The sequence below is a fragment of the Priestia sp. 40 genome (assembly GCF_049368575.1).
GTDB classification, from domain to species: Bacteria; Bacillota; Bacilli; order Bacillales; family Bacillaceae_H; genus Priestia; species Priestia zanthoxyli.
Genome location: NZ_JBMPZA010000025.1, coordinates 241,239 through 266,611 on the forward strand (window position 1 = coordinate 241,239; position 25,373 = coordinate 266,611).

The 25,373-nt window shown below is 38.4% G+C and carries 24 protein-coding genes and 3 riboswitches; of the genes, 11 read left to right on the forward strand and 13 right to left on the reverse strand.

The genetic code is table 11. The features are described from left to right. Positions 1–18: 18 nt before the first annotated feature. From ACO1DI_RS25905 to pgsB, 3 genes are read right to left on the reverse strand one after another with little or no spacing between them, the layout of a single operon-like run. Positions 19–1,215, reverse strand: a complete 1,197-nt coding sequence (locus ACO1DI_RS25905; protein ID WP_013082012.1) for a CapA family protein — start codon at positions 1,213–1,215, stop codon at positions 19–21. 40 nt (positions 1,216–1,255) lie between these two features. Then, positions 1,256–1,705, reverse strand: coding sequence for a poly-gamma-glutamate biosynthesis protein PgsC (gene pgsC, locus ACO1DI_RS25910; protein ID WP_013055707.1), 450 nt, complete (start codon positions 1,703–1,705; stop codon positions 1,256–1,258). A gap of 16 nt (positions 1,706–1,721) precedes the next feature. Then, positions 1,722–2,903 carry a poly-gamma-glutamate synthase PgsB gene (gene pgsB, locus ACO1DI_RS25915; RefSeq protein ID WP_014461310.1) on the reverse strand — a complete coding sequence of 394 codons (1,182 nt, stop codon included), beginning with the start codon at positions 2,901–2,903 and terminating at the stop codon, positions 1,722–1,724. 908 nt (positions 2,904–3,811) lie between these two features. Between pgsB and ACO1DI_RS25920 the strand changes: the two genes are divergently transcribed. The 5 genes from ACO1DI_RS25920 to ACO1DI_RS25940 all read left to right on the forward strand — a co-directional run bounded on the left by ACO1DI_RS25920 (position 3,812) and on the right by ACO1DI_RS25940 (position 6,086). Then, positions 3,812–4,465: a hypothetical protein gene (locus ACO1DI_RS25920; RefSeq protein ID WP_028407688.1), complete on the forward strand. Its 654-nt coding sequence runs from the start codon at positions 3,812–3,814 to the stop codon at positions 4,463–4,465. Positions 4,466–4,548: 83 nt separating this feature from the next. Then, the gene (locus ACO1DI_RS25925; RefSeq protein WP_014461312.1) at positions 4,549–5,139 is read left to right on the forward strand and encodes a TetR/AcrR family transcriptional regulator; all 591 of its coding nucleotides are present in this window, start codon (positions 4,549–4,551) and stop codon (positions 5,137–5,139) included. Positions 5,140–5,181: 42 nt separating this feature from the next. Further along, on the forward strand, positions 5,182–5,523 hold the full coding sequence (gene sugE / locus ACO1DI_RS25930) for a quaternary ammonium compound efflux SMR transporter SugE (protein WP_014461313.1): 342 nt from the start codon (positions 5,182–5,184) through the stop codon (positions 5,521–5,523). Between the two features lies 1 nt (position 5,524). Next, positions 5,525–5,839, forward strand: coding sequence for a DMT family transporter (locus tag ACO1DI_RS25935; protein WP_013055702.1), 315 nt, complete (start codon positions 5,525–5,527; stop codon positions 5,837–5,839). Between the two features lie 73 nt (positions 5,840–5,912). Then, positions 5,913–6,086, forward strand: coding sequence for a twin-arginine translocase TatA/TatE family subunit (locus ACO1DI_RS25940; RefSeq protein WP_013055701.1), 174 nt, complete (start codon positions 5,913–5,915; stop codon positions 6,084–6,086). A 28-nt stretch (positions 6,087–6,114) separates the two neighbouring features. On the opposite strand, the gene ACO1DI_RS25945 is transcribed toward ACO1DI_RS25940, so the two are convergent. The 8 genes from ACO1DI_RS25945 to ACO1DI_RS25980 form a co-directional block, all read right to left on the reverse strand. Then, the gene (locus ACO1DI_RS25945) at positions 6,115–7,647 is read right to left on the reverse strand and encodes a diguanylate cyclase domain-containing protein (protein ID WP_243548838.1); all 1,533 of its coding nucleotides are present in this window, start codon (positions 7,645–7,647) and stop codon (positions 6,115–6,117) included. Positions 7,648–8,013: 366 nt separating this feature from the next. After that, positions 8,014–8,241: a helix-turn-helix domain-containing protein gene (locus ACO1DI_RS25950; RefSeq protein WP_014461317.1), complete on the reverse strand. Its 228-nt coding sequence runs from the start codon at positions 8,239–8,241 to the stop codon at positions 8,014–8,016. 4 nt (positions 8,242–8,245) lie between these two features. Next, positions 8,246–8,392, reverse strand: coding sequence for a YvrJ family protein (locus ACO1DI_RS25955; protein ID WP_013055696.1), 147 nt, complete (start codon positions 8,390–8,392; stop codon positions 8,246–8,248). Continuing rightward, the gene (locus ACO1DI_RS25960; RefSeq protein ID WP_014461318.1) at positions 8,385–8,996 is read right to left on the reverse strand and encodes a sigma-70 family RNA polymerase sigma factor; all 612 of its coding nucleotides are present in this window, start codon (positions 8,994–8,996) and stop codon (positions 8,385–8,387) included. The genes ACO1DI_RS25955 and ACO1DI_RS25960 overlap by 8 nt, the downstream gene beginning before the upstream one ends. A 270-nt stretch (positions 8,997–9,266) precedes the next feature. Beyond that, the gene (locus ACO1DI_RS25965; protein WP_013055693.1) at positions 9,267–9,710 is read right to left on the reverse strand and encodes a TlpA family protein disulfide reductase; all 444 of its coding nucleotides are present in this window, start codon (positions 9,708–9,710) and stop codon (positions 9,267–9,269) included. 119 nt (positions 9,711–9,829) lie between these two features. Then, positions 9,830–10,372 carry a peroxiredoxin gene (locus tag ACO1DI_RS25970; RefSeq protein WP_014461319.1) on the reverse strand — a complete coding sequence of 181 codons (543 nt, stop codon included), beginning with the start codon at positions 10,370–10,372 and terminating at the stop codon, positions 9,830–9,832. Positions 10,373–10,945: 573 nt separating this feature from the next. After that, the gene (locus ACO1DI_RS25975) at positions 10,946–11,932 is read right to left on the reverse strand and encodes a Gfo/Idh/MocA family protein (RefSeq protein ID WP_014461320.1); all 987 of its coding nucleotides are present in this window, start codon (positions 11,930–11,932) and stop codon (positions 10,946–10,948) included. Positions 11,933–12,110: 178 nt separating this feature from the next. After that, positions 12,111–12,743, reverse strand: coding sequence for an NAD(P)-dependent oxidoreductase (locus ACO1DI_RS25980; RefSeq protein WP_423145737.1), 633 nt, complete (start codon positions 12,741–12,743; stop codon positions 12,111–12,113). A gap of 423 nt (positions 12,744–13,166) precedes the next feature. Between ACO1DI_RS25980 and ACO1DI_RS25985 the strand changes: the two genes are divergently transcribed. After that, a complete protein-coding gene (locus ACO1DI_RS25985) occupies positions 13,167–13,364 on the forward strand; it encodes a cold-shock protein (protein WP_013055689.1) in 198 nt (65 codons plus the stop codon). 47 nt (positions 13,365–13,411) lie between these two features. Here ACO1DI_RS25985 and ACO1DI_RS25990 read toward each other — a convergent pair whose 3' ends face one another. After that, positions 13,412–14,737, reverse strand: coding sequence for an amidohydrolase family protein (locus ACO1DI_RS25990; RefSeq protein WP_223260296.1), 1,326 nt, complete (start codon positions 14,735–14,737; stop codon positions 13,412–13,414). 508 nt (positions 14,738–15,245) lie between these two features. Next, positions 15,246–15,347: riboswitch (purine riboswitch) on the reverse strand. A gap of 211 nt (positions 15,348–15,558) precedes the next feature. Then, positions 15,559–15,660, forward strand: a riboswitch (guanidine-I (ykkC/yxkD leader). Between the two features lie 63 nt (positions 15,661–15,723). On the opposite strand from ACO1DI_RS25990, the gene ACO1DI_RS25995 reads away from it, so the two are divergent. From ACO1DI_RS25995 to atzF, 5 genes are all read left to right on the forward strand, one after another. Beyond that, positions 15,724–17,073, forward strand: coding sequence for an APC family permease (locus tag ACO1DI_RS25995; protein ID WP_221780543.1), 1,350 nt, complete (start codon positions 15,724–15,726; stop codon positions 17,071–17,073). A gap of 124 nt (positions 17,074–17,197) precedes the next feature. Next, positions 17,198–17,302: riboswitch (guanidine-I (ykkC/yxkD leader) on the forward strand. A 47-nt stretch (positions 17,303–17,349) separates the two neighbouring features. After that, the gene (locus ACO1DI_RS26000) at positions 17,350–18,087 is read left to right on the forward strand and encodes an urea amidolyase associated protein UAAP1 (protein WP_115653180.1); all 738 of its coding nucleotides are present in this window, start codon (positions 17,350–17,352) and stop codon (positions 18,085–18,087) included. 20 nt (positions 18,088–18,107) lie between these two features. Further along, the gene (locus ACO1DI_RS26005) at positions 18,108–18,761 is read left to right on the forward strand and encodes an urea amidolyase associated protein UAAP2 (protein WP_115653179.1); all 654 of its coding nucleotides are present in this window, start codon (positions 18,108–18,110) and stop codon (positions 18,759–18,761) included. A gap of 16 nt (positions 18,762–18,777) precedes the next feature. Further along, positions 18,778–22,389, forward strand: coding sequence for an urea carboxylase (gene uca, locus ACO1DI_RS26010; protein WP_423145738.1), 3,612 nt, complete (start codon positions 18,778–18,780; stop codon positions 22,387–22,389). 14 nt (positions 22,390–22,403) lie between these two features. Further along, a complete protein-coding gene (atzF, locus tag ACO1DI_RS26015) occupies positions 22,404–24,155 on the forward strand; it encodes an allophanate hydrolase (protein ID WP_423145739.1) in 1,752 nt (583 codons plus the stop codon). A 252-nt stretch (positions 24,156–24,407) separates the two neighbouring features. Here atzF and ACO1DI_RS26020 read toward each other — a convergent pair whose 3' ends face one another. Then, positions 24,408–25,283, reverse strand: coding sequence for a sugar phosphate isomerase/epimerase family protein (locus tag ACO1DI_RS26020; RefSeq protein WP_208732694.1), 876 nt, complete (start codon positions 25,281–25,283; stop codon positions 24,408–24,410). Between the last annotated feature and the right edge of the window lie 90 nt (positions 25,284–25,373).

The window sequence follows — 25,373 nt, forward strand, 5'->3', positions numbered from 1 at the left end:
CTCTGTGTATGACGGCTATTAGTTAGCTTGCGCTTCGTTCTTTTTGCGCTCCTCTGCATGTTTTATAATGCGAGAATGATCTAAGTTTAATTCAAACTTGTTTCGTTCTTTTTCTAACAGCTCAGGGTTTGAAGAAAATTTGTTTAAATCGTTATAAATACGCTTCATGCGCCAAGGGTTATCCGTTGGAGTTGGTGTACCTGCTTTAATAACCATTGGAATAACATCAATTTTAGCTTGGCCCTGCTTGTTTAAATGATACTGAACCATCGCTGTATTTTTTGTACTTGACCATCCTTGGTCAAAAATAAAGTTTCCTAGGCTGTAGAAAATAACCGAACCTTTATATACATCATATGACTGTAGAACGTGCGGATGGTGACCAATGATAATGTCCGCACCAGCGTCTACCATCGCTTTTGCTAGTCCTTCTTGACGAGGACTTGGCTGTGCATCGTATTCTTCACCCCAGTGGGCATTTACTACAACTAAATCAGCATTTGCTTTCGCTTGCTGGATCGTGCTGAAAATAAGATCCGGATCTGCTTTTAAAATACCTGGGTTGTTTTTTCCAGCGGACATTCCGTCTGAATGTACATCCGTAAATCCTACGGTTGCAATGCGGATACCGTCAGCATCTTTATACGAAATATGCTTTGCTTCTTCAGAGTTACGGCCAGCACCAACAAAATCTAATTTGTTTGCTTCAAAAGTAGAGATCGTATCTTCTAACCCTTTTGCACTGTAGTCCATTGAATGGTTGTTCGCTAAGTTTAATACGTCGAAACCTGCATTTTTAACAGTCGCTAGATCAGCAGGCTTACTATATAAATGAATACCTTTTTCCATTGCTTTATATGAATCTACGTCATTTGTTAAAATCGGCGTTTCGTAGTTCCCGCTTACGTAATCCGAATTTTTAAAGAACGGCTCCACGTTGCGGAATACAAAATCTTCTCCGTAGCGTTCAGTTACTTCTCTTACATGGCGACCCATCATAATGTCTCCGACCATAGTCATCGTTAAATCATTATTGGCCTCTGGATTAGCCGTCTCAGGGTTTTCAAGAGCATCCGAACGCTCCATCCATCCTGAAAGAGCTAAAATTACGATTAAAATTGGCGTTAAGATAAGAGCTTGCTTGCCCGTTGTAGGCTTTGTTTTCTTTATAAACATCAATACTTTTTCTTGAAAGTTTAATTTTTTCTCTTTCAACGCTTTCACCTTCCTTTACCAGCTGCGGTTTGTTTGTGTATTAAAATAAATAATAAACTTGCATAATTCCAAATGTTACACCACTTAATAGAACCGTTGTTCCAACTGTTAAAGGAAGACCTTGCTTTTGCATTGTATTTGCAATTAAGCCCGGTACAATGATACCAATTCCGCGTAATTCAAACACTTCAAACGGCAAGATCGGGAAGAAATAATCAAATGCAACTTTAATCACAATACCCGTAATTAACATCGCTGTAAATTTGCGACGTCCATATAAAATAACTACTTTTGAGATTCCGTACACGACAATAACATACGTTAAAATACTAATTAAGAAAATCATTAAAATGGTAATTGGCTGATCAAATACAAGAGCTAAATACCCAGGTACGATAAGACCTGCTGGCAATACGCCCGTTTTTTCTGTAAAAATTAAGCTTAGTGTAACCCCTAACACAAGGGCAATATATAAATCTGATCCGAACATGAAATGGCCTCCTAGATTAAACTGCTTTTCTCATCTTTTTCATTTCAATAATAGCTTCAACAAGCGGCTCGGCTGAACCGTGGATATTTCCGACACCATATACAATACGATCTTTTAAATAAGGCTTCATGCGCTCTAAAATTTCTTCTGTAGAAGCGCCTTCCATATCCCAGAATTCTTTTGTTGGCAATTCGCCTCTTTGGTGTGCAGCAGCGATTGGTGAGGTCGTCTGACCAATTGCAATCATTACGTCCGCTTCAATGTATGGCATTACATCTTCAGCAAATTGCTCCGTGCGATCTACACGGTCCGGACGGCAGTTCATAATGACAATAGGAAGCTTTTCACTATAGTTCATTGAATCTACACGTTCCCAAATACGAAGCGTGGAAGAAGCGTCGTTGGCAGCAAATCCATTCACTAAAAATGCTGGATTTTTTTCATCGCCAAATGTTGTAATTCTCATAGCTCCTGGATCAGGCTGGGCATTTAACATTCCTCTCATCGCTGTTTCAGCATCGATGCCAAGTGCTTCTGCTACTGCTAAACCGATGGAAGCATTATCAGGGAAAACCATATAATCAAATTCACGTAAATACGCTTCAGATACTTTATCATTGTCAGCTACAATAACCTTCGTGTTGCGCTCTGCAGCTATTTTTTTATAGTATTCCAAATATGGGCCTTCAATCGTAACAAGGTGGCCATCATAAGGAATAGTAGCAGTGAACGCTTGAGCAACTTCATCTAGAGTTGGACCCATTACATCCATGTGATCTTCTAGTACGTTTACAATAACGCCTACCTTGGCTTGAATCAGCTGATTTTGGAATGTGATTTGATAATCAGGCTGTACCGCCATACATTCACAAATAAGAGCTTCCGCGCCAATATCGGCAACTTCATTTACCACTCGTCGCTGTTCTCCAATGTTCGGACCTTCTTTACGACGAATAATTGGTTCTTCTTCACTTGTATGCCAGTAGATCATACGCGCTTGTGTTCCTGTCGTTTTCCCTACTGTTTTGTAACCTGCTTCTTTTACAATACCTGTAATCAATCGTGTAACGGTGGATTTTCCTCGAATACCATTAACATTCACTCGTACAGGAATTGAATGCAGCTTGCGTAAATGTCTGCGATACTCCCAAACGCCATACCCTACTAAAAATAGGCAGCATAGGATAATTAAGATCATATTTCATTCTTCTCCTTCCAAACTTCTCCTGTTGGATACGTTATGAATGCTTTTGATTCATAATGATAGATATACGATTTCATAGTTTCACTCCCTATATATATGTATGGGAGCTAATCAATTAACAGCGCTAGCATGCTGCTAAAACACCTGCTTTGAAAAATGGACTCGAGTACCAATTTCAACAGCTCTAAAACTATCATCTGCGCTCATTAGTGGTCAATAGCTCAAATGTTATATATTCTTACAATTCCGATTGTCTATTCACAGAATTAAAAACTCATCGTTTTATTTAAAATTTACAGAATAGGTCTAAAGTTTATTTACCTAGAAAAATCCCATCGATACCTTTTTTTACCATAACAACAGGAATATTTTATACATCACTCTTACAATTAACACACGGAAATATTACGTAATTAAAAATTTCTTAACTTTAGAAAACGTTTTGTAATATAAAGACGGGATAAAAAATATTTTATCCCATTAATTCCTTTTTATGGATATACCAATTGAATTTGTCTAACAACCGTACTTGTAAGGATGATAGATAGATATAAAAGTAAAAAAAATACATTTTCTTATCATTTTCCGCTTACATTTAACTTACTTAGATAGAAAGGACATTAAATATTTTTTTCTAATTATATAAGTATTTAGACTCTATATGTGACTAGTCCTTTTGTTGCTGTTTTATAGATTTCCTTTATTTAATAATCAATTCAGTAAATCTAAATCTCTTGACTATAGCCTCTTTTCCTATTTTTATTTCAATATTTTCTGAATCTTTCTACCGATAAAGGTAGCTTTTGTCCGATAAGATTGCCTAGAAAAATGCATGATTTCTCACTTTTTTGGCATATGATGTTATCATAAAAAGAAGAAGTATCATCAAAAGGAGGAAAACAATGGTTGATACAATCCTTTATTTTCTATTTTCTTTTTGCTATATCGTCCTGTTTTTCTTTAGCATATATGTAGTAAGAAAAAACACTTCGCCGTTTTACATGCTTTTTCTTCCTTTAGTAATAGCTGGACTAATTTACGATAATGTAATGATTGGGATTGGTTCATTTATCGGTGAAGGCGATACTTTACGTTCACTCAGCATGCTTCGCTTTTGGTTTCACGCTTTATTTACCCCTACTTTGGTGCTCTTTGCGTATGGCGTAGCCAAATATTCGACGATTACATGGGCTAAAAAACCTGTTGCCGGCATTCTTTTTTTGCTAACTACGTTTGCCTTAATTAGCTATGAAATAATCGAAACGATTAGTCAGCGCATGGAAGTTGTACGTGAATATGGCATTGTTCGCTATACATTAGTGGGATCATCCGGTCCCCCTCTTATGGTTCTCATTGTGGCGATTATTTTGCTTTTTGTTGGAATTTCCTTATTCCGCAAGACCAGGTGGAGCAGTATGATGATTGGAGTAGCCGTGATGATTGTAGGCAGTGCCGTGTCAATTCCTATACCAAGCACAGCCGTAACAAATACGTTTGAGCTTATTTTTATCTTCTCTTTATTTTTAACTCAGCGTCATTTAGTGAAAATACATTAAAAAGAAGCGATTCCCTTGCTTCTTTTTTTATATTTGATATCTTTTACCTAACGACCGTTAGTTAGATTGAGGAGGAGCTTTTCTTGAGTGAATTATCAACTGTAGAAAAGATTAGAGCTGCAGCAATGGAGCTCTTTGGAGAAAAAGGCTATACAGAAACATCGCTTGCTGATATCTCATCAAAAGTAGGCATAAAAAAACCTTCCCTATACGCTCATTTTAAGAACAAAGACGACTTATTTTTACTAACCGTGCATGATTTAATGAATTTATTTTTAACAAAGTTATCTGTTATATACGAACAGCATAAAACAAAGTCTGCTAAAGAACAGCTTCACTGCTTTGTTGTAGATTTCTGCACGATGATTGAAAAAGATTCTTTTGGCCAGATGTACCGTCGTCTTATTTTGTTTCCACCTGAACATCTACAGTCGGAAGTAAAAGCTATTTTCTTAAGAAGCGAACGATTGTCTGATCAAATTCTGCATGCTATTTTTACACAGGGAATGGCTGAAGGCGAAATAATTGAACGTCCGATTGATTTGTATATCAATAGCTTTTATTGTTTAACCGACGGACTGTTCATTCAGCGCTTTTATTATGAACCAGAGTATTATGACCAAAAAATCCACGATGCTTGGACAATATTTTGGGAAGGCATACGTGCTAAATAGGCCCTGTAAAAAGGGCTTATTATTATGTAAGGAGGAATTAAAATGGCTTGGATTTACCTTATTATCGCTGGTTTACTCGAGATTGTATGGGCAATCGGCTTAAAATATTCACACGGATTCACTGAATTAACTCCAACAATTATTACGATCGTCACAATTGTCATCAGCTTTTATTTCTTTTCAAATGCCTTAAAAAAAATTGCTGTCGGAACAGCTTATGCAGTGTTCACTGGTATAGGAGCTGCAGGCACAGCGATACTTGGAATGACCGTTTTAGACGAAGGCGCAAATATTGGAAAGATTTTATTTTTAGGATTAATGATCTTTGGAATCGTTGGTTTAAAGTTAATTTCTACTGAAGAAACAGAAAGAGAGGAATCTTAACATGGCTTGGATTGCATTAATAGCTGCCGGTTTTTGCGAAGTGGGATTTGTGATTTTCTTAAAACTTTCAGATGGATTTAAGCGATTGTTTCCTTCGATTGGATTTATCCTTTTCGGTGCAGGAAGTTTTTATTTTCTCTCCTTAGCATTAAAGGAAATACCTCTTGGAACAGCTTACGGTATATGGACGGGAGTAGGGGCTGCCGGAAGCGTACTTCTTGGCATGCTTTTCTTTCGCGAAGCAAAAGATATGCGTCGAATTTTATTTATTTTTTGTATTGTAGCAGGTGTAATCGGCCTTAAAATCACTGGATAAGGGTGTACTACTTCCCTTCTTTTCGTGCTATACTAAACTTGTAAACACTTTCAAAAAATAGGAGACGATGACAATGAACCTTGGGTTTGGAGAAATTGCCTTAATTGTATTTGTCGCTCTATTGCTTTTTGGTCCAAAGAAACTGCCGGAATTAGGCAAAGCTGCTGGAAAAACATTAAAAGAGTTTAAAAACGCTACAAAAGGAATTATGGAAGAAGACGAAAAAGAAAAAGCCCCTCCTAAATAAGAGGCTTATATCTCTTTTAAAAGCTGACTCAAACGTTTGAGTCAGCTTCTTTGTGGTGAGAATACTCTGAAATTCGATTTCGACCCGTACGCTTTGCTTCATATAAAGCCTGATCTGCTCCATGGATAATTGAAATCGGCGGTATGTTTTCGGATGGAACGACCGTCATTATTCCAACGCTGATTGTGATACACTTAAACACTTCAGAAGCCTGGTGGACAATTCCACGCTGCTCCACTTGCTGTCTAATAGCTTCTGCCATTTTTATCGCTTCATATTGATTAGCTCGAGTTAACAATATACCAAACTCTTCTCCTCCGTATCTTGCGACAAAAGCCGATTCGTCAAAAACAACGCTTTTAGCAATATTCGCTACCTCTTTTAAGCATTCGTCTCCTTGAATATGGCCATAGGTATCGTTATATGCTTTAAAATAATCAATATCAAATAAGAGAAAAGAAAGCGGCTCTTTTTCTTTCCGTGCGTATTCCCACTCGATTTCCAGCTGTTTATCAAGCGATCGGCGGTTGTTCAGACCCGTTAAGCCATCTTTCATGGACAGCATTTCAAGCTTTTTATTAGCTTTGCGAAGATCACACTCAGCCTTCTTTTTCTCCGTAATATCTCGATATTCCCAATAGTGGCCAATATACACATGACCTTCATAGATTGGAATATAGTCACGCGCATAAATTTTACCGTTAATAAACGTAATTTCTTCATCTACTATTGACTCTTTTGAATAGACGGTGCTTTCTACCGTTTTTAAAAACCTAGCAGGATCTTTCAACATAGGGGCGTGAGATAAAAACAGCTGATTACTTTCTAGTCCAACATATTGATTAGGAGGCCCGGGTATATCAAACATGTCACAAAAAGTTTGATTAATAACGGCTACCTCGCGCTCTGGCGTTTCAATCATGGTACCTGTCTTTGCATTTTGAACCATAACCGAAAACATTTTAGACAGCTTTTTATGCTGACTTGTCGTTACTCGAGATACATATATATATCTACCTACCAGATACACTAAACCCCCACCTATAAAAGAAGCAGGCAGTAAATAGACGATAATTGTAGCAGCGTGCTTAATATCTTTAAAAAGAAAGGACAATGAGAAAAATACGCAAAGCAAGCTGATCGAATTCATTAATTGAAAACGAATAAATGGACGATAAGGTAAGCGAACCGTCCACCCAGACAGTAAAGCCATTACGATAATGGAAACCGCCCCTATTATTCCGCTAATCGTAATTCCAAACAAAAGCAGACGCATTACCCCTATAATACAAGCCGCAATGATAGCAGGTACCATTCCTGCATAAAGACAAACAATTGTCACCGCTAAAAAGCGAAGGTCAAGAATAATAGTAGAATCTATTTTAATTGTATATATCATTAAAATGCTGCCTAATAGTCCGTAAGAACATCCGTAATAAATTAAGCGATACATTTTATACCGTTTTATACCTTCTACTCTATAAATGATTTGCTCTCGAACTATACTCGCAGCAAACAAAAAAGAAATAATTAGCGTAATATTAAAGAGAAGTTGACTCACTTTATTCTTCACCTCTTTCCAAAAGCTAAAACCAATGGCTTCTTAGCTTACGTGTTGTTTACTGCTGCTTTTTTATAAATAGTATTGTTTGATTTATCGAACAGCACTATTTTTTTCTTCATTAAATAAAACGCTTCTATACTATATTCGTTGCAGACAATCCTCTATACGGAAGAAACGACTTCCCTCTTTTTACATAAGAAATTCTACTTGTTAGTATACTACTAAACTCTATGTGTACACATCACCTTTTACCTTTTTTAAAATATTTATCCATTTTCTGTTTTTTGAGTGTTCCACTGAAATGTAAGTAGTCGAACTGCGACAAAAATAAAAAAAGAGCGTCGATAAAACGAGCGCTCTTTTTTATTTTTGATGTAAAAATTCCCAAAGACCTGGCGTTTGAGAAAAATCGAAGGTCTTAACAGCGGAAAGAATTTTAACCTTTAAATCTTGCTTTACGTCGTCTCTATCATGCAGTGAAAAGCTTTGAACAGCTTTATTTATTTTGGGTTCCAGTTTTTTTAATAAACGCCTTGATGCCTCTTCATCTCCAGCTTTCACTTTATTTACAAGTTCGTATAGAGTTTCCATTTCTTCACTTCTTTCTTAAGTCAGTTGTTAATTCTTCCACTTTTTCTTCAAGTCGCTTTATATTATTTTCTACACGCAGTAATAAATAAAAAGAAAGGACAGCGGGAAATCCTACGTTTCCAACAAGTTGAAGCCATTGAGGATCAAACATATCTATCACTCACCTTCATAATTTTTTTCAACTTGCTTAGCGCACGTTGATAATGATTAGAAACCGCTTGCTGAGAAATAGAAAAATAAGCAGCGATTTCTTTATGAGTCCAGCGTTCGACAATAATCAAGTGCAGCATACACTGCTGCTTGGCCGTTAATTGGCGAAATGCATGATGAAGAATACGATTTTCAAGTTGATTTCCTAAAAATTCATGCTCCCATACAGCCCCGTCCTGTACTCCTAGCATATCTTCAACTGTTCGATTTCCATCTAGCGCAGCCGGCTGCTGCAGGCGAAGAGGAATATAAGAACGCTCTTTTTCTTTTACACGCATAACATCTCTGGAATAATGTTTGCAAAGCTTGTTAATATAATGAAGCAATCTAACTTCGCTATAAAACTGATGAAATTCTTTGTTTAGAAGTCTTTGTTCTTTTGTATCATTTTTAACAACCGCTTTTTGTAATCGCTCATAGCGTTCTGGTGTCAAAAATGTATTCATTATATGAGTCTGAAGAGTTGCGCTGTGGTTTGTAAGAAATGTATGAAAGGTACATTCTTTGTCGTGCCGCTTTTCTTGCTGCGAATAGAGCTGAGTCATTGTGCAAATCTCCTCCTTTTTTTCTTATACTTATTAAAAAGGGAGAAAAGAGTAAAATAACAACACCAAAAACGAACATTTGTTCTTATATAAATTTAACTATATTAGGTTTTTTATGTCAATATGATGAAAGGCTTATTAATGATTGAAATGACTCAGTACAAAATAAAAAAACGAACCACTGATCAAACATGTTGATCAGTGGTTCGTTTTTCACTTCGGCTAAAATATTTTTATCCCGACCCTTTTTATTTCTTCTTCATGTAGAGATTATTCTTCTCCTAAAACACGGTTGATACGTTTGCGAAGCATTGGCATTCCATTTCCACCCGCTTGGAAATGACGAAGCTGACCTTCTTTATCAAATACATAATATGCTGGTACATATTTATTTTCAAAAGCGTCTGTTAACTTATGCTCACTGTCTACATAAATTGGCTGAGTAATATCGTGTCCCATTGCCATTGCCTCAATAACACCCATATCTAAGTCATCTTCCGAACGAGGCATATGAACCGCTACAACATTCAATTGATCATCATACTCATCACGAAGATCATTAACTTCAGGCATTGCTTCTTTACATAAATGGCAGCTTACTGACCAAAAGTGGATAAGCGTTGCTTTATCACCTACTAAATCTTCCTTTGTTACTTCGTCGTTAATCCAAGATGTTGCTCCAGTTAATTCAGGCATTTGTTCACGTAATTTCATGTTAATATCCTCCTCCACATTAATTAAACTGAATATTCTGTCTTTTGCAGCTAGAAAACTATCTTTTCTATTTTAATGGCAGCAGTAGAGGAATTCCTCCTCTACTCCACCGCTATTTATTAAAGTGTTTTTTGACCTGGTTTCCAGTTAGCTGGGCAAAGTCCGCCAGTTTGAAGTGCTTGAAGTACACGTAACGTTTCTTCTACGCTGCGACCGATGTTGTTATGGTTTACAACTGCGTATTGTAATTCACCTTCTGGATTAATAATAAACAATCCGCGAAGCGCTACACCTTCTTCTTCAATTAATACGCCGTAATCACGCGCTACTGCATGCGTTGGATCTGCAGCTAATGGATAATTTAAATCTCCAAGTCCATTATCTTTACGATCAGTGTTAATCCAAGCTAAGTGAGTATGAATTGTATCTGTAGAAACACCTACAACTTCAGCGTCTAGATCTTCAAACTCTTCGTAGTGATCTGATAGAGCTGTAATTTCTGTTGGACATACGAATGTAAAGTCCATTGGATAGAAGAATAATACTGTCCATTTACCATTTTTCATATTTTCTTCTAAACTTACTTTTCCAAACTCCTTATTTGCAAGTACCGCTTCCATCTCAAAGCGTGGTGCTTGTTTTCCTACCATACGTTCTGCCATGTCAAAACCTCTCCTTGTGCAATATATTTCACAAGCTTATGCTTGTATGTATTATTTTTAATGCAATCAGCGCTATTTACTATTTGATAACGATTATTAGTATCATTATAAACTAGTAATAACTATTGATTACATTCTTTATTATACACGAACTATTATTATAGTCAATACTTTTTTATAATCATTTTAATCTAGGATTGATTATCGAATATTTTCCACTCTTTTTATTCTTTCCCTTGATCAATCCTATGTATGCAGGGATGAATGAACATAGAAGATACTAAAAAACTTCCCTAATTTCAACATATTTGCTTTTAAAGTGTGCTGCAGCAAGATTTCGAATCTCAATTATGCTCTTTATAACCACGATAAAAGAGAATGAGACATAACGATCAGAATCCAAGTTAGAGACAAACAAATGGTATAAATCATCTAATAAGTATCACTACTTGTTACTTGAAACCTGCTTTTACCCCACCCACGAAAAATCCGACCGAGTTTGATTCTACATCAAGAATCAAACTCGGTCGGATTATCCTTCAACTAAACTATTTTTGTTCCAGCCTCTGTTATTTACTTCTTATCATTTGGATATACAAGACCAATTTGCTCTCGTACTTTATCCATTGCACGCATTGTTAGATACGAATTTTCATACGAATTTGTGTCTGATTCCGTCTTTCCTTGCTTCAACAGCTCTACGAATTCATTTATTTCATAGTACATAGCAGGATAAGGCTGATCGACCGTTAACTCTTCTACACGTCCGTCATTGTATCGAATTTCTACCTTTTCAGCGGTATGTATTTTGTCAATAATCATACTGCCTTTTTCTCCTTGAATTTCACTTGGTAAATGCGAATTTGTAATCTTAGAATACATGATGACCGCGTCGCGATCTTCGTACTCTAAAGCAACTGACCCTTCTCCATCTACTCCAGATTCTAGCATAAACGCCGTTGCCTTTATTTTATGAGGCCCTCCAAACAATGTAATCAGTGGATAAAGACAATATACACCTAAATCCATCAGTGCACCGTTGGCAAGCTCTGGCTTAAAGGCATTAAGCACGATACCTTCTTTATATTTATCATAACGAGAAGAATACTGACAGTAAGATGCAACGTATTTCCGAATTGGACCAATTTTATGTAAGTTCTCTTGAATCACTTTGAAGTTAGGAAGAAGGGTTGATTTCATCGCTTCCATTAGTAACACCTTGTGATTTTTGGCTGTTTGAATCATGCGAGTTACTTCTGCTGCATTGGCTGCGAGCGGTTTTTCACACAGTACATGCTTGTTATTTTTCAAAAATAAGATAGCTTGTTCCGCATGATAAGCATTTGGAGTAGCAATATACACTGCATCAATTTCCGCACTCGCTGCCATTTCCTCTAAATCAGTAAATATATGAGGAATGTCATATTTACCTGCAAATTCTTCTGCTTTTTCAATGGTTCGAGAATAAACAGCTGCAAGCTGAAAGTTGTCTACATACTGAGCTGATTCTAACAATCGATCTGTTATCCAGTTTGTTCCTATTACGCCAAAACGAATCATCTTTTCATCTCCTTTTTATCATCTATGTTGTATTGTATCGTTTTTAAAAAGAAAAACGAAGAAATAATAAAAAATCTATACCGTTTTTCATTGCTTTATATCTATTTTTATTTTGTTCTGTATAAAAAACAGCTCACAACAAATGTAAGCTGTTTCTCAATATGATTCAAACGTAAGCTTATGCTTTCTCACCCACTACAGCAAAACGTTCATTCACATGGTTTTTATTCTCTAACTCATCTATTAAAGCAATCGCATAATCAGCATAGCTAATATAGCTTTCATTTTGACTATTTGTGATCACATGATCTTTTCCTAATTGATAGGCTCCCGTGCGAGCACCTTCTGCATCAAAGAAGGCTGCTGGGCTTAAATAAGTCCAATTTATAGTCGACTTTTCAAGTTCTTTTAAACCTTTTCCCATGTTTGAAGCCGTTGGATAATAAGATGCTGGAAAACCTTCTGTGCTCATTAAAGGCGTTGTTTTTTCTGCATCTACAAATAAACTTCCCGCTCCGCCCACTACTGCGAGTCGCGTTTGAACACCTTGAAATACTTTAATAAGTGATTGTATAGACTCAACGTGGAGCTGTTCACTTCCAGGAGGTGCATTAAATGCATCTACCACAGCATCGAACTGTTCAATGTCTTTTGAAGTAATGGAAAAAATATCTTTTTCAATTACGTTTGTTTGATTTTTTAGTTTAGAAGCATTTCGAACAATGGCTGTTACTTCATGTCCTCTCTGTTTTGCTTCTTCCATAATTAATTGACCTGCTTTTCCTGTTGCTCCAATAACACCAATTTTCATTTTTATTCTCTCCTTTTATTTTCGTTGTAACCATTATAGTTACATTTGACACAAAAAAATTTGAGCTTTTTATAGCACTGCTAATTCTTCTCAGCTAGTTGTAACCATTATAGTTACACTTTATTCAATTTGTCAACCTCGCTATTCATTTTTTTACGAGATAAAAGATTTTAGGGATTGCTAAAAATCCACAAAACAATAGCTTGTTTGCCATTTCAAAATATATCCATATTTTCAACTTATTTTTATCTCAGAGTACTTTTTTATGAAAAAAGGTTTCTTTTTTATAAAAAAGTGTTATACTAGGTATATTATTTCTTGTTCGGTGTTAACAAATAGAAAGACTTTCTTTAAAGTGATTCTTATTGAAATTGAGCAGAGATAGTAATATATTCGTGGATTTTCCACACAGGAGGTACTACAATGGTACAAGGTAAAGTAAAATGGTTTAATGCAGAAAAAGGTTTTGGATTCATCGAAGTAGAAGGACAAGACGACGTATTCGTACACTTCTCAGCTATCCAAGGCGAAGGTTTCAAATCACTTGAAGAAGGTCAAGAAGTTACATTTGAAATCGAAGATGGAGCTCGTGGACCACAAGCTGCTAACGTTCAAAAGTAATTGATTAAGAAGCTGTCACTAATGTGACAGCTTCTTTTTATGCTTATTTAACCAATTAAAATTTGATTTTCCTGCCAAAGGTTGGTCAAGTTTGTATCCGCGAGCCGCTGATGCGTCTCTTTTACGCTAAGCCAGCGATGCTTGTTAAAAACAAAGCGAGTTTCAGGAAGTTCAGTCCATATTTCCTGTACAGACTGCACATTTAATAGAACAAAGTTTGCTTCGTTTCCTTCTTCGACTCCATACTTTTCTTTTCCAATCAGCCGGGCTGGTATACTTGTAATCATGCGGAGCAACTGCCGCTGATCATCCGGACTTCCCATATGTGCAGCATAGGCAGTTAGTAACCCTACTTGCAGCAAGTCTGCTTTTCCAAACGGATGAAAGGGGTCGTTCACGTTATCAGATGCAGTAGCAATTGGAATCGCTGCTTTTTGTATGTCTCGAATACGCGTTACGCCTCGTCTTACAATTCCTTTATCTTCTCTTCCCTGTAAATATAAATTAGAAGCAGGTAATGTGACAACTCCAATTTTTGCCTCTTTCAAAAGATTTAAGATTTCTTTCACTTTTGCATCAGTCATTCCTGCAAGCGAGCAAAGATGCCCCACTACCACTTTTCCTTCCATATTCAGTTCAATCGTTCTATGAGCAATATTAATTATTGTATCAACAGACGGATCATCGCTTTCATCCACATGTAAATCAAGAGGTTTATTGTAGGCTTGAGCCAGCGAAAATAGAGCATCAATCTCTTTTTCTGGATTTCTAGCTAAATGAGGACAACCTCCAATCGCATCAATTTCAAGATTCAATGCTCGTTCAATTTTATTCATCTTATGCATATCATCAATGTCTAGGTTAGAGAATAGCGGAACAACCTGCACGTCCATATATGGGCTTAATTCATCTCTCACTTCGACAGCCGCTTGTAAACTTCGAAATAAACTATCTTCTTCCATGCTGCAGTCAAAATCAATATGCGTTCGAATCGTAGTCGTACCGTTAGCTAATGCCTGCAAAGCAGTTTTAAACATTCGCTGCTTAATTTCTTCTTCTGGAAATGTCGGCAGGCTGCTGCTGTAATTTTTAATGGCTTCTTGAAGAGTTCCAGATAGATTGGGCACTTGAGGAAGCGAATGAGCTTTGTCTAAATGCATATGCATATCTACAAATCCTGGTAATAGCACACGACCCTGTGCATCAAGTGACGTTTCTTTTCCTAACACGGCTGCGTGTAGCGGAAAAAACTCGTCACCTTCAAGATAACCGTTTTGTAAAACGATAGAAGTATACATTCCATTTGAAATTTTCACTTCAAAAAGAGCGTGATCGTGCATAATTGGCAAGCGAACATTAATTAAGTGAAGCAATATAATTCCCTCCTCAATTTTTCAACTTCTTCATTTTTCATAGACCGCTTTATCTTCTCTATCATTTATTGTTTAAAGCATTAATTCGCCAAATTTCGCAAATCACCTTCTCTTTAGAGGCCTTTATTTACAGAGAAAAAAGCAAGAACAAAAAAAGGAGCAGCGTCCCCACGCTGCTCATCAAAGAAAAAATGCTAGAAAATAGATAGAATGTACTTCCCATGGTTAAATGAGGGCTTACAGATAAAGCTTCAGTGAGTGATTTCATGCTTTACATCGCTATTCTCCCCAGAAAGCAATGCAGATACAAACAAGAAATTTTCATTACTCGCTCATACTGTAAATAGACACATAAGAAAAAGCCCAAACAAAGGCAGGTCTCTCAAATACAATGAGCAAAAACCTACCCGCCTGGGCTTTTATCCCTTCGGTGTCATATCCACTTCTTTTTAAAAGTGAATATGTGAATCGCTTGGACCAAACTTTCTACTAACGTAAAAATGGGAACCTAGATTCACTTTTTACTCATAGTCCTATCATTTACGGTGATAAGGTAGAAACGTCTGAGCCATATTCTCAAACATATATGAGTGAACCGTATTTAGCTTTTTCTTGTCTACAAATATACTATAGGTCTCTCTATAAGTCAACTATAAACGAATAATCTTTTTAATTAAATTATATATAGTTCGCCTTTTACAAAAGTTTACTCTTTTAAAAAGTTTGTTAAACTATCTAACACAGTAGTTGCATCTTCCTATAATCCTGCTTATACTTCGAACTACTTACATTATCTATAAAGGTCTTCACTCTGTTGAAGACAAAAAGCGATCTAGGGTTCCGTTTAACACATGTTAAAGGCTGGTCCGAGAGAGAGCGTACGGAACGGTCCGTATACACGGAAGGATAAAAGCCTGGGAGAATGACATCATTCTCCCAGGCTTTTCTTTTTTACTAGTATAAAATAGAGGAAAGAAGGGATTTGTATGAACAACCAACCAGCGTTAAGTAAATCGCTAAAGGTATATCAAATTGTATTTTTGGGTCTTGCCTGGATGACTCCGATGATTTTCTTTACAGTTTACGGAGTAGCCTACGATGCGGCTGGAGGGCAAATGGTCCTTGCTTATTTAATTGCTTTTTTAGCTATCTTTTTTACCGCATATAGCTATAGCCGAATGGTAAAAGCATATCCAATAGCGGGATCTGCTTATACGTATACGAAAAAAGCTATACATCCTCGCCTTGGCTTTTTAGTAGGCTGGGCACTTCTTTTAGACTATATTTTCTCCCCTATTATCGCTATTTTAACATTTGGTATTTTTATGCATACGGAATTTCCTTCTATTCCTGTATACGTATGGGTCATTGTCATGAACATTATCTTAGCTTTAGTCAATATTGTTGGTATTAAATCTGTAGCTCGTATAAGCGGCATCTCTGTTGTAGTTCAGATTCTATTTATAAGTTTGTTTTGTTTATTTATTATCAAAGATATTGCAACAGGTCAAGCTAGTTCTTCTACTCTTTTTTCACTTCATCCTTTTTTGGCTTCAGATGTACCGTTTACGACTATCTTTTCTGGAGCTGCGCTCATTTGCTTTTGCTTTTTAGGATTTGATGCAGTTACAACAATGGCGGAAGAAACGATTCAACCGGAAAGGACAATTCCAAAAGCCATTTTTCTTATTGTTTGTATTGCAGCTGTTATGTACATCGCTATCTCGTATTTTACACAGATTGCTTATCCGGGATTCACATTTACTAATCCTGATAATGCTGCCTACACCCTTGTAAAATTAGTGGGCGGAAATCTTTTAAGCAGTTTATTTATTACGGTCTTAATTATCGCAACCTTTACTCAAGGAGTTTCTTCAGTCACAAGCGTTACTCGGTTTTTATATGCTTTAGGCCGTGAATCCGTACTGCCTCAAAAGGTATTTTCATATATTCATCCAACGTTTAAAACGCCCGTGGTGAATATCTTGCTTGTTACCACTTTTTCGTTTTTGGGAATGTTCATTGATTTAAACACAGCCGTCACTTTTGTCAGTTTCGGTGCCTTAACCGCTTTTACATTTGTCAATCTATCAGTCATTGCCCATTTTTATATTAAGTTAAAGAAACGGTCGTTTACTGAAACAATACTTTATTTAATCTTCCCTTTAATCGGAGCGGCATTTATCGGGTGGCTGCTTACACTGTTAAACAAAGACACTCTTTTGATTGGTGTCGCCTGGCTTACGATTGGATTTCTCTATTTATTTGTAAAATCTCGACTGTCCGCTCCTTTTGTAAAGAGAGATCGTTCAAAAGTGACGGTCCCTGAAAAATAAACTGAAAAATCAGTTTTTGTGTCAGGCATTCTAACAAACTGCTTGTCAACTTATTTTCACACATACTATACTACGATTAATCGAAAGCCACAAATGAATAAAGGTTCTTACAGCCGTTAAGAACAAAAAAGCTGTCTAGGGTTCCGTTTAACATATGTTAAAGACTGGTCCGAGAGAGAGCGATATGGCGCTATGCTGTATAACACGGAAGGATAAAAGCCTGGGAGACTACTCTCTCAGGCTTTTATCCTTTTTTTATTCTAAGGAGGTTATTTTATGAGTTATATGTGGAAGCAAACCATCCCGGCAGGCGGAAAATGGTCAGGACGAATTGGAAGAGGAAAATCGGTGACGTTTACCGCACAAGAATCCGGTGCAAACGTATCCGTACTATTATACAACGCTTATGATTTAACGGAACGATACAACATGCCTGATACCTTAAAAGCTCAGCATACTGCTCACTTAACAAAAGGACACGTTCTGATGAGTGACAACGGCAGAGCATTTGCAAGCATCACTGCCGACACCACCGGCTGGCATGATACGATTTCAGGCTACACTACGCGCAGCTTCACTCAGCAAAAATACGGTGTATCTACTTATCAAGAATCTCGAAACGAATGGAGAAGAAATGGAGAAGAAAATTTTTCAATGGAGCTTCTGCGCAACGGTTTAACAACACGGGATTTAGTCCCTAACCTTAACTTATTTTCAAAAGTATACTGCGACGAACAAGGCAATATGAATTTTGTTTCTTCTCATTGTAAAAAAGGAGATTTTATTACGCTTAGAACAGAAATGGATTTGCTTTTTGTACTGTCTAATACACCTAACCCTCTAGACCCGAGCGGAACGTATCCTTCTGTTCCGATTGAAATAACCGTTGATGAAGCGGCTCCGGTAAGCTCAGACGACTACTGTTTAAATTTTAGACCTGAAAATAAACGAGCGTTTGAAAACACATGGTCTTATGACCTATTGCTTGGAAATAAAACATTATCAACGATTTAAAAATGAAGGAGGCTTCTATAATGGCTGTATTTAATCGAGTGGAAAGCAACAGAAAAATAGAGAACGCAATTTATGATGAAACGGTACTGGCTGGGGACGGCTGGATGCACGAACTTAAACCAGGCCAAACTCTTAGAATAATAGATGTAGAAGGCAATCAAGCAGCGGATACTTTATTCTTTGATGCAGAAAATCCAGAAGATCATTACAGTGCAGTGTCTACGATTGCTAATCAAGGAAATATTTATTTATCCACCGGCACAGTGCTGCTTTCTCAATCTGGCAAAGAACTAGTCAAAATTGTAGCTGACACGTGTGGACGCCACGATACCTTAGGCGGAGCTTGTTCCGCACAAAGCAACACCGTACGTTATGCACATGACACGCTTCCGATGCATAACTGCCGGGATACATTTATGCTGCAGCTATCAAAATATGATAGCCGCTACACCAAAAGAGATTTAGCACCAAACGTAAACTTTTTTATGAATGTACCTGTGACGCCAAGCGGCGGATTAACGTTTGATGACGGGGTATCTGCACCTGGATACTATGTAGAAATGGAAGCTATCAATCCTACACTTGTATTGATTAGCAACTGCCCTCAGCTTAACAATCCGTGCAACAATTATAACCCTACCCCTATCCGCTTAGTTATTTGGGATTCACTATAAAAAGGAGTGTTCATCTATGTTTACAAAAGTATTAATTGCTAATCGAGGAGCAATTGCCGTTAGAATTGAGCGAACATTACGACATTTCGGAGTGAAATCTGTGGCTGTTTATACAGAAGCTGATCAAGACAGCCTGCACGTTGATGAAGCAGATGAAGCTATTTTAATCGGCAGTGGCCCGGTCAAAGAAAGTTATTTAAACGAAGACCTTATTCTAGATATTGCAAAGAAAACAGGCGCGGAAGCTATTCATCCAGGCTACGGTTTTTTAAGCGAAAACGCGGAATTTGCTCGTCGCTGTCGAGCTGAAGGAATTGTATTTATTGGTCCTACACCTCAGCAAATGGAAGTATTCGGATTAAAACATTCAGCTCGTGAAATTGCGCAAAAAGCCGACGTGCCTTTGCTGCCTGGTACATCTCTTATTACAGATGTATCAGAAGCTATATGTGCTGCTGAAGAAATTGGCTATCCCATTATGTTAAAAAGTACAGCTGGCGGCGGAGGAATTGGAATGCGTGTTTGCCAAGATGAAAAAGCGCTTCAAGCCGCTTTTGACTCAGTTTGCCATCTAGCACAAACAAACTTTAAAAACAGCGGTGTTTTTTTAGAGAAATACATTCAAAAAGCTCGCCATGTGGAAGTTCAAATCTTCGGGAATTCTTTTGGAGAAGTAGTGGCTTTAGGAGAACGCGACTGCTCTATTCAGCGAAGAAATCAAAAAGTAATTGAAGAAAGCCCAGCTCCAAACTTCCCTTCATATATACGGGAAAATATGCTGCAAGCAGCTACTAGACTAGCTAAAGAAGTAGGATACCGAAGTGCAGGAACGGTAGAATTTTTATATGACGCCGAAGCGAAGAAATTTTATTTTTTAGAAGTAAATACTCGTCTTCAAGTAGAACACGGAGTTACAGAAGAAGTGTTAAACATCGATTTAGTAGAATGGATGCTTAAAGAAGCATGCGATGAGCTAGTAAACCTTCCTTCTTTTCTTCCTGTTCCTTCAGGTCACAGTATCCAAGCGCGTATTTATGCCGAAGATTGCTTAAATGATTTTCGTCCCAGCGGCGGGCAAATCGATCAAGCCATTTTCTCTAAAAGTTCTCGAGTTGAAACATGGGTGCGAGACGGCATTACTGTAACGTCACTTTATGATCCTATGCTGGCTAAAATTATCGTTCATGGAGAAACACGAGAAGAAGCCCTTTTAAAATTGAGCGCTGCCTTAAAAGAGACAAGACTATACGGCATTACTAGTAATCTTCAATACTTGCAGGGACTGTTAGAAGAAAAAGCGTGCAAAACGGGAGACGTATATACCCGAATGCTTAACTCATACACTCCGAGCGAACAAGCAATTGAAGTATTAGACGGCGGCGTTCAGTCCACTGTTCAAGATTACCCGGGACGCACCGGGCATTGGAATGTAGGAGTTCCTCCGTGCGGGCCAATGGACCCTTTTGCTTTTCGCATAGGAAACAAACTTCTCGGAAATTTACCGGATGCCCCGGGAATTGAAATGACTCTTCGAGGCGGCTCTTATAAATTTAGAGACGATGTATCTTTTTGTATTACAGGCGCCAACATGCATGCTACATTAGACGGCGCTGAAATTCATATGTATAAAACCATTCAAGCAAAGCCGGAACAAATTCTTTCATTTGGTGAAGCAACCGAAGGAATGCGTACGTATTTGCTGATTGGCGGCGGACTTGATATGCCTAAAATATTAGGCAGTTCTTCTACTTTTACACTAGGAAGCTTTGGCGGACACGGCGGAAGAGCACTTCGCACAGGAGATGTACTGCGTGTTTCTGACTACGCTCACGTTGAAAATGAACTTGCTCTTTCCTACCAGCCGACCATGTCTAAAGAATGGACAATCGGGGTGATTCCCGGCCCTCATTGTACAGAAGAGTTTTTGCACCCAGAGTACTTGCAGCAGCTAACAAATACAAAATGGGAAGTTCATTTTAACAGCTCTAGAACAGGTGTTAGGTTAATAGGTCCCGCTCCTTTTTGGACGCGTGAAGATGGAGGAGAAGCCGGTTTGCACCCATCAAATATTCATGATAATGCCTATGCCATCGGCACCTTAGACTTAACTGGAGATATGCCTATTTTACTTGGCCCAGACGGCCCGAGCCTTGGCGGCTTTGTTTGCCCTGTTACGACTGCTTCAGCAGAGTTTTGGAAAATAGGACAGCTTCACCCCGGAGATAAAATTTCGTTTAAATTAATTGATCTTGAACAAGCTGAAAAACTCAAATGTACGCAGGAAGACTTTTTACAGCGTATCGGAACATCTGCATCACTTCCTGTGCTTACAAATCCAGTAGCACAGCCGATCAAAAGCAATTATCCGCTGCTGATCAACGAAACGGAAAATAGACGATTCCCTTTTTCCGTCCGCTGCTCAGGCGATGCGAATATACTTGTGGAGTACGGAGAAATGGAGCTTGATCTGCTGCTTCGCTTCCAAGTGCATGCTTTAATGGAAGCTATTCAAAAGCGTAAGGATTTACCAGTTCTAGATTTAACGCCTGGTATCCGTTCTCTTCAAATTCATATTGATGCAACAAAGATGTCTATTCTTGAACTTTGCCAGCACATTTCAGCTATAGATCGCGCACTTCCTCCACTTGAAGAAATGGAAGTTCCCTCTCGTATTGTAAAACTTCCACTTTCATGGGATGATCCTGCGACTCAATTAGCTATTGAACGCTATCAGCAAAACGTTCGCCCAGATGCCCCCTGGTGTCCAAGCAATCTAGAGTTTATTCGCCGAGTAAACGGTCTAGATCACATTGAAGATGTTAAACGAGTTGTATTTGACGCTAATTATCTTGTAATGGGGCTTGGAGATGTATATTTAGGCGCACCTGTTGCTACGCCTCTAGACCCTCGTCACCGTTTAGTTACAACGAAATATAATCCCGCTCGTACATGGACGCCTGAAAATGCAGTTGGTATTGGCGGTGCGTATATGTGCGTATACGGAATGGAAGGTCCTGGTGGCTATCAATTTGTGGGACGCACGATTCAAATGTGGAACCGACTTCGTCAAACGGAAAGTTTTGAAGCAGGAAAACCGTGGCTTCTTCGTTTCTTTGATCAAATTCAATTTTACCCAGTAGAAGCAGATGAGCTTTTAAGACTGCGCGAAGATTTCCTTCGTGGGAGATTTGAAGCAGATATTACGGAGACAACGTTTAAACTTGGAGAATATTTAGATTTTCTTTCATCTATTGAAGAAAGCACGGCTGCTTTTCGTCACACCCAGCAGGCTGCTTTTCAAACAGAGCGAGAAAATTGGAAAGCACTCGGCTTAGCTGAGTACGTCTCTGAACATGAAACCGCTGAAATTACGGAACAAGAACTGCCCGAAGGTACGGAAGCCGCGCGCTGTACAATGCCGGGAAGCGTATGGAAAGTTCTTGTAGAAGAAGGACAAAAAGTTGAAAAAGGCGATACGTTAATTATCGAAGAAAGCATGAAAATGGAGTTTCCACAGCTAGCACCTATGGATGGATATATCAGTTCTATTCATGTAAAACCCGGCGATGAAGTACAAGCTGGACAGCTGATTGCCGGTATAAAAGCCTTTGCTCCAATTACTAATTAAGGACGGTGGATACAATGAAAACAGTGAGCTTGTCTAAAACATTTTCGGTTCAATGGTTACGTGATATGTATATCAAAAAAGAATTAACTCCGGAAGATGTAGTACATCAAATTCTTACACGTGTAGAAGCTGATAAAGACATGAATATTTGGATTACCCCTCCTACACTCGGTAAGTTAAAACCTTATCTGGATCGCTTAGCTACGCTAAGCCCTGAAGCGTTACCTTTGTGGGGAATTCCATTCGCCGTTAAAGACAATATCGATGTAGCACATGTACCGACGACAGCCGGATGTAAAGAATATACGTATATCCCTTCTGAACATGCTACGGTTGTTCAACGCCTTATTGATGCAGGTGCTATTCCTCTTGGAAAGACCAACTTGGACCAATTTGCTACAGGACTTGTCGGTACACGAAGCCCTTACGGCGAAACGCACAACGCGTTAAAGTCCGAGCTCATTAGCGGTGGATCGAGCTCTGGGTCAGCTGTATCCGTAGCTCGGGGGCATGCTGCTTTTTCTTTAGGTACCGATACAGCAGGTTCAGGACGCGTTCCAGCCGGTTTAAACCGTTTAATTGGCTATAAACCTTCTCTCGGAGCGTGGCCATCTGCAGGTGTAGTTCCGGCGTGTAAAAGCTTAGACTGCGTCACTTCTTTTGCTCATGAATGGAATGATGTAGTGCTCGTAGATTCTATTATTAGAGGAGTAGACGATCAAGATCCATGGTCACGCTCTGTTGTTCGGGCTTCTTCGGCTCTCCCTGAAAAAATTTGTATGGTAAAAGAACCGCTCTCATTTTACGGACCGTTTGCTGAGCAGTACGAGGAAGCGTGGAAGCAAGCAGTGAAAAAGATTGAAGATTTATCTATTCCCATTGAATACATTGACGGCTCGTATTTAAGTGAAGCAGCTGCTTTATTGTATGACGGACCATACGTAGCGGAGCGCTGGGCTGACTTAGGAGAATTTATTACTTCTCATGAAGAAACAGCATTTCCTGTAACCGAGCAAGTCCTTCGTTCAGGAGCTAAATCAGAATATGATGCTGCTGCTTTATTTCAAGCTTCACATAAGCTTCAATCCTTTAAACATAAAGCATATCATCAGCTTAAAAATGCTGTTCTTGTTATGCCAACAGCAGGCGGAACGTGGACGCGGGAACAAGTAAGAGAAAATCCAATTGAAACGAACAGTGACATGGGGCGTTTTACAAATCATTGTAACTTACTCGACTTGTGTGCTGTATCTCTTCCATCTCAAGATGCAGATCTTGATTTACCGTTTGGCATTTCATTTTTCTCTACATTTGACGGCGAACAATTCATTTGCGGACTCAGCGAATTGTTTTTAAATGGTGAACGAACGGCTGATTCAAAAAAAGATACAACATTAGTAGCTGTTTGCGGTTTGCATATGCGCGGGTTCTCACTTGAATCTCAAATGCGTGAACACGGAGCTTCATTCGTACGAAAAGACCAAACCGCTCCTTATTACCAGCTTTTTAAACTGCCTACTTCTCCAGCAAAACCGGGGCTGTTGCGAACACATCAACAAGGAGAAAAAATTGAAGTTGAACTTTGGGAAATGCCTTTATCACTACTCGGCTCTTTTGCCGATTCTATCCCTTCTCCTCTTGGAATAGGCAAAATCACTCTCGAAGACGGCAGTGAAGTAGCGGGTTTTCTTTGTGAAGCTCATGCGACAGAAGATGCGGAGGATATTACGTCTTATAGAAGCTGGCGGGCTCTCTCAACTTACTAATAAATCGATTATTTACTAAGCTGTTGAGTACATTCTCAACAGCTCTTTTTCATCAAACCTTCAATGTATATAAAAATAAGAACTTAGCATTAACTATGACAAAGTGAAGGTATGATCTCACACTTTTATATTTATTCTTAATTCTTACGTTTACCGTTTTAACAGAGAATACCCCCACTTTAGGCTTGCTAAATGGGGGTACTTCAATTAAATAGACCTAAAAGGTAAGCTGCACAATACTCTCCAGAGCACCTATCTTGTAGAATGAAAACGCAGCTGATCTTGTCCCACAGCGTCATGAGAAACATACTTCTTGCGCGGATGCTTATCTAAGTATTGTTTAGCCGTTTGTAAACATTGGCGCGCAAACTCTTCATACCCTAATTCGTTGGCACGTTTTACATTTGGCAACTCTATGGAATAAGGAACCTGCGGGATACGATTAATAATACTTGCAACATCAATACCTTCTTCATTTAAGTACAATCGTTCTTCTCTAAGAACTCGCGTCATCTCCTCCTTTGAACTTGGAATCTCCGCAGAAGCATTGCAAAGATGAAGATAGCGAAACCACTCACGAGGCACGTCGTCCAAATCTTCCACCTTATCTCCTGATCGATGAAAATGGTGAATATCAATCATAAGACCTGCATTTTCACGGTTAGCGGTATGAAGAACATCCATTGCGCCTTTAAGGTTGTATACGCTTGCAATAGGAACAAATTCTAATTCAATGGTTAACCCAAAAGGCTTAGCTAGATCACAGAGTTCAGCAAAGCATTCGATACCAAAATTGCGATCGTCCGTCCAAATGCTGCTAAGGACGTGACGTCCTCCAAGTTCAGCAGCTGCTTCCATTGCAGGTAAGTAACGTTTTGGATCAACTCCTTCATAGATACGTGCTAACTCTATATCAAGGAGCTTCACTCCTGTCTCTGACATGGCAGATTTTGTTTCTAGCATCAGCTGCTTATTTTCAGCTAACGCATAATTAGGCTCTCCAGGCAACCCCATGTAAATAGGCCTTAAACTAACAAAATCATACCCTGCCTTTGCAGCCATATACGTCATTTCAGGCGGTGAACATCCAAGAACAGTAAGATATGCAAGGGAAAATTGATTAGACATTTTATAAATTCCTCCTTTATTCAAACGGATTAGATCGATCTAATCAAAATGACGATATATATTTATAAACGTCCTACATATTGATTTGGT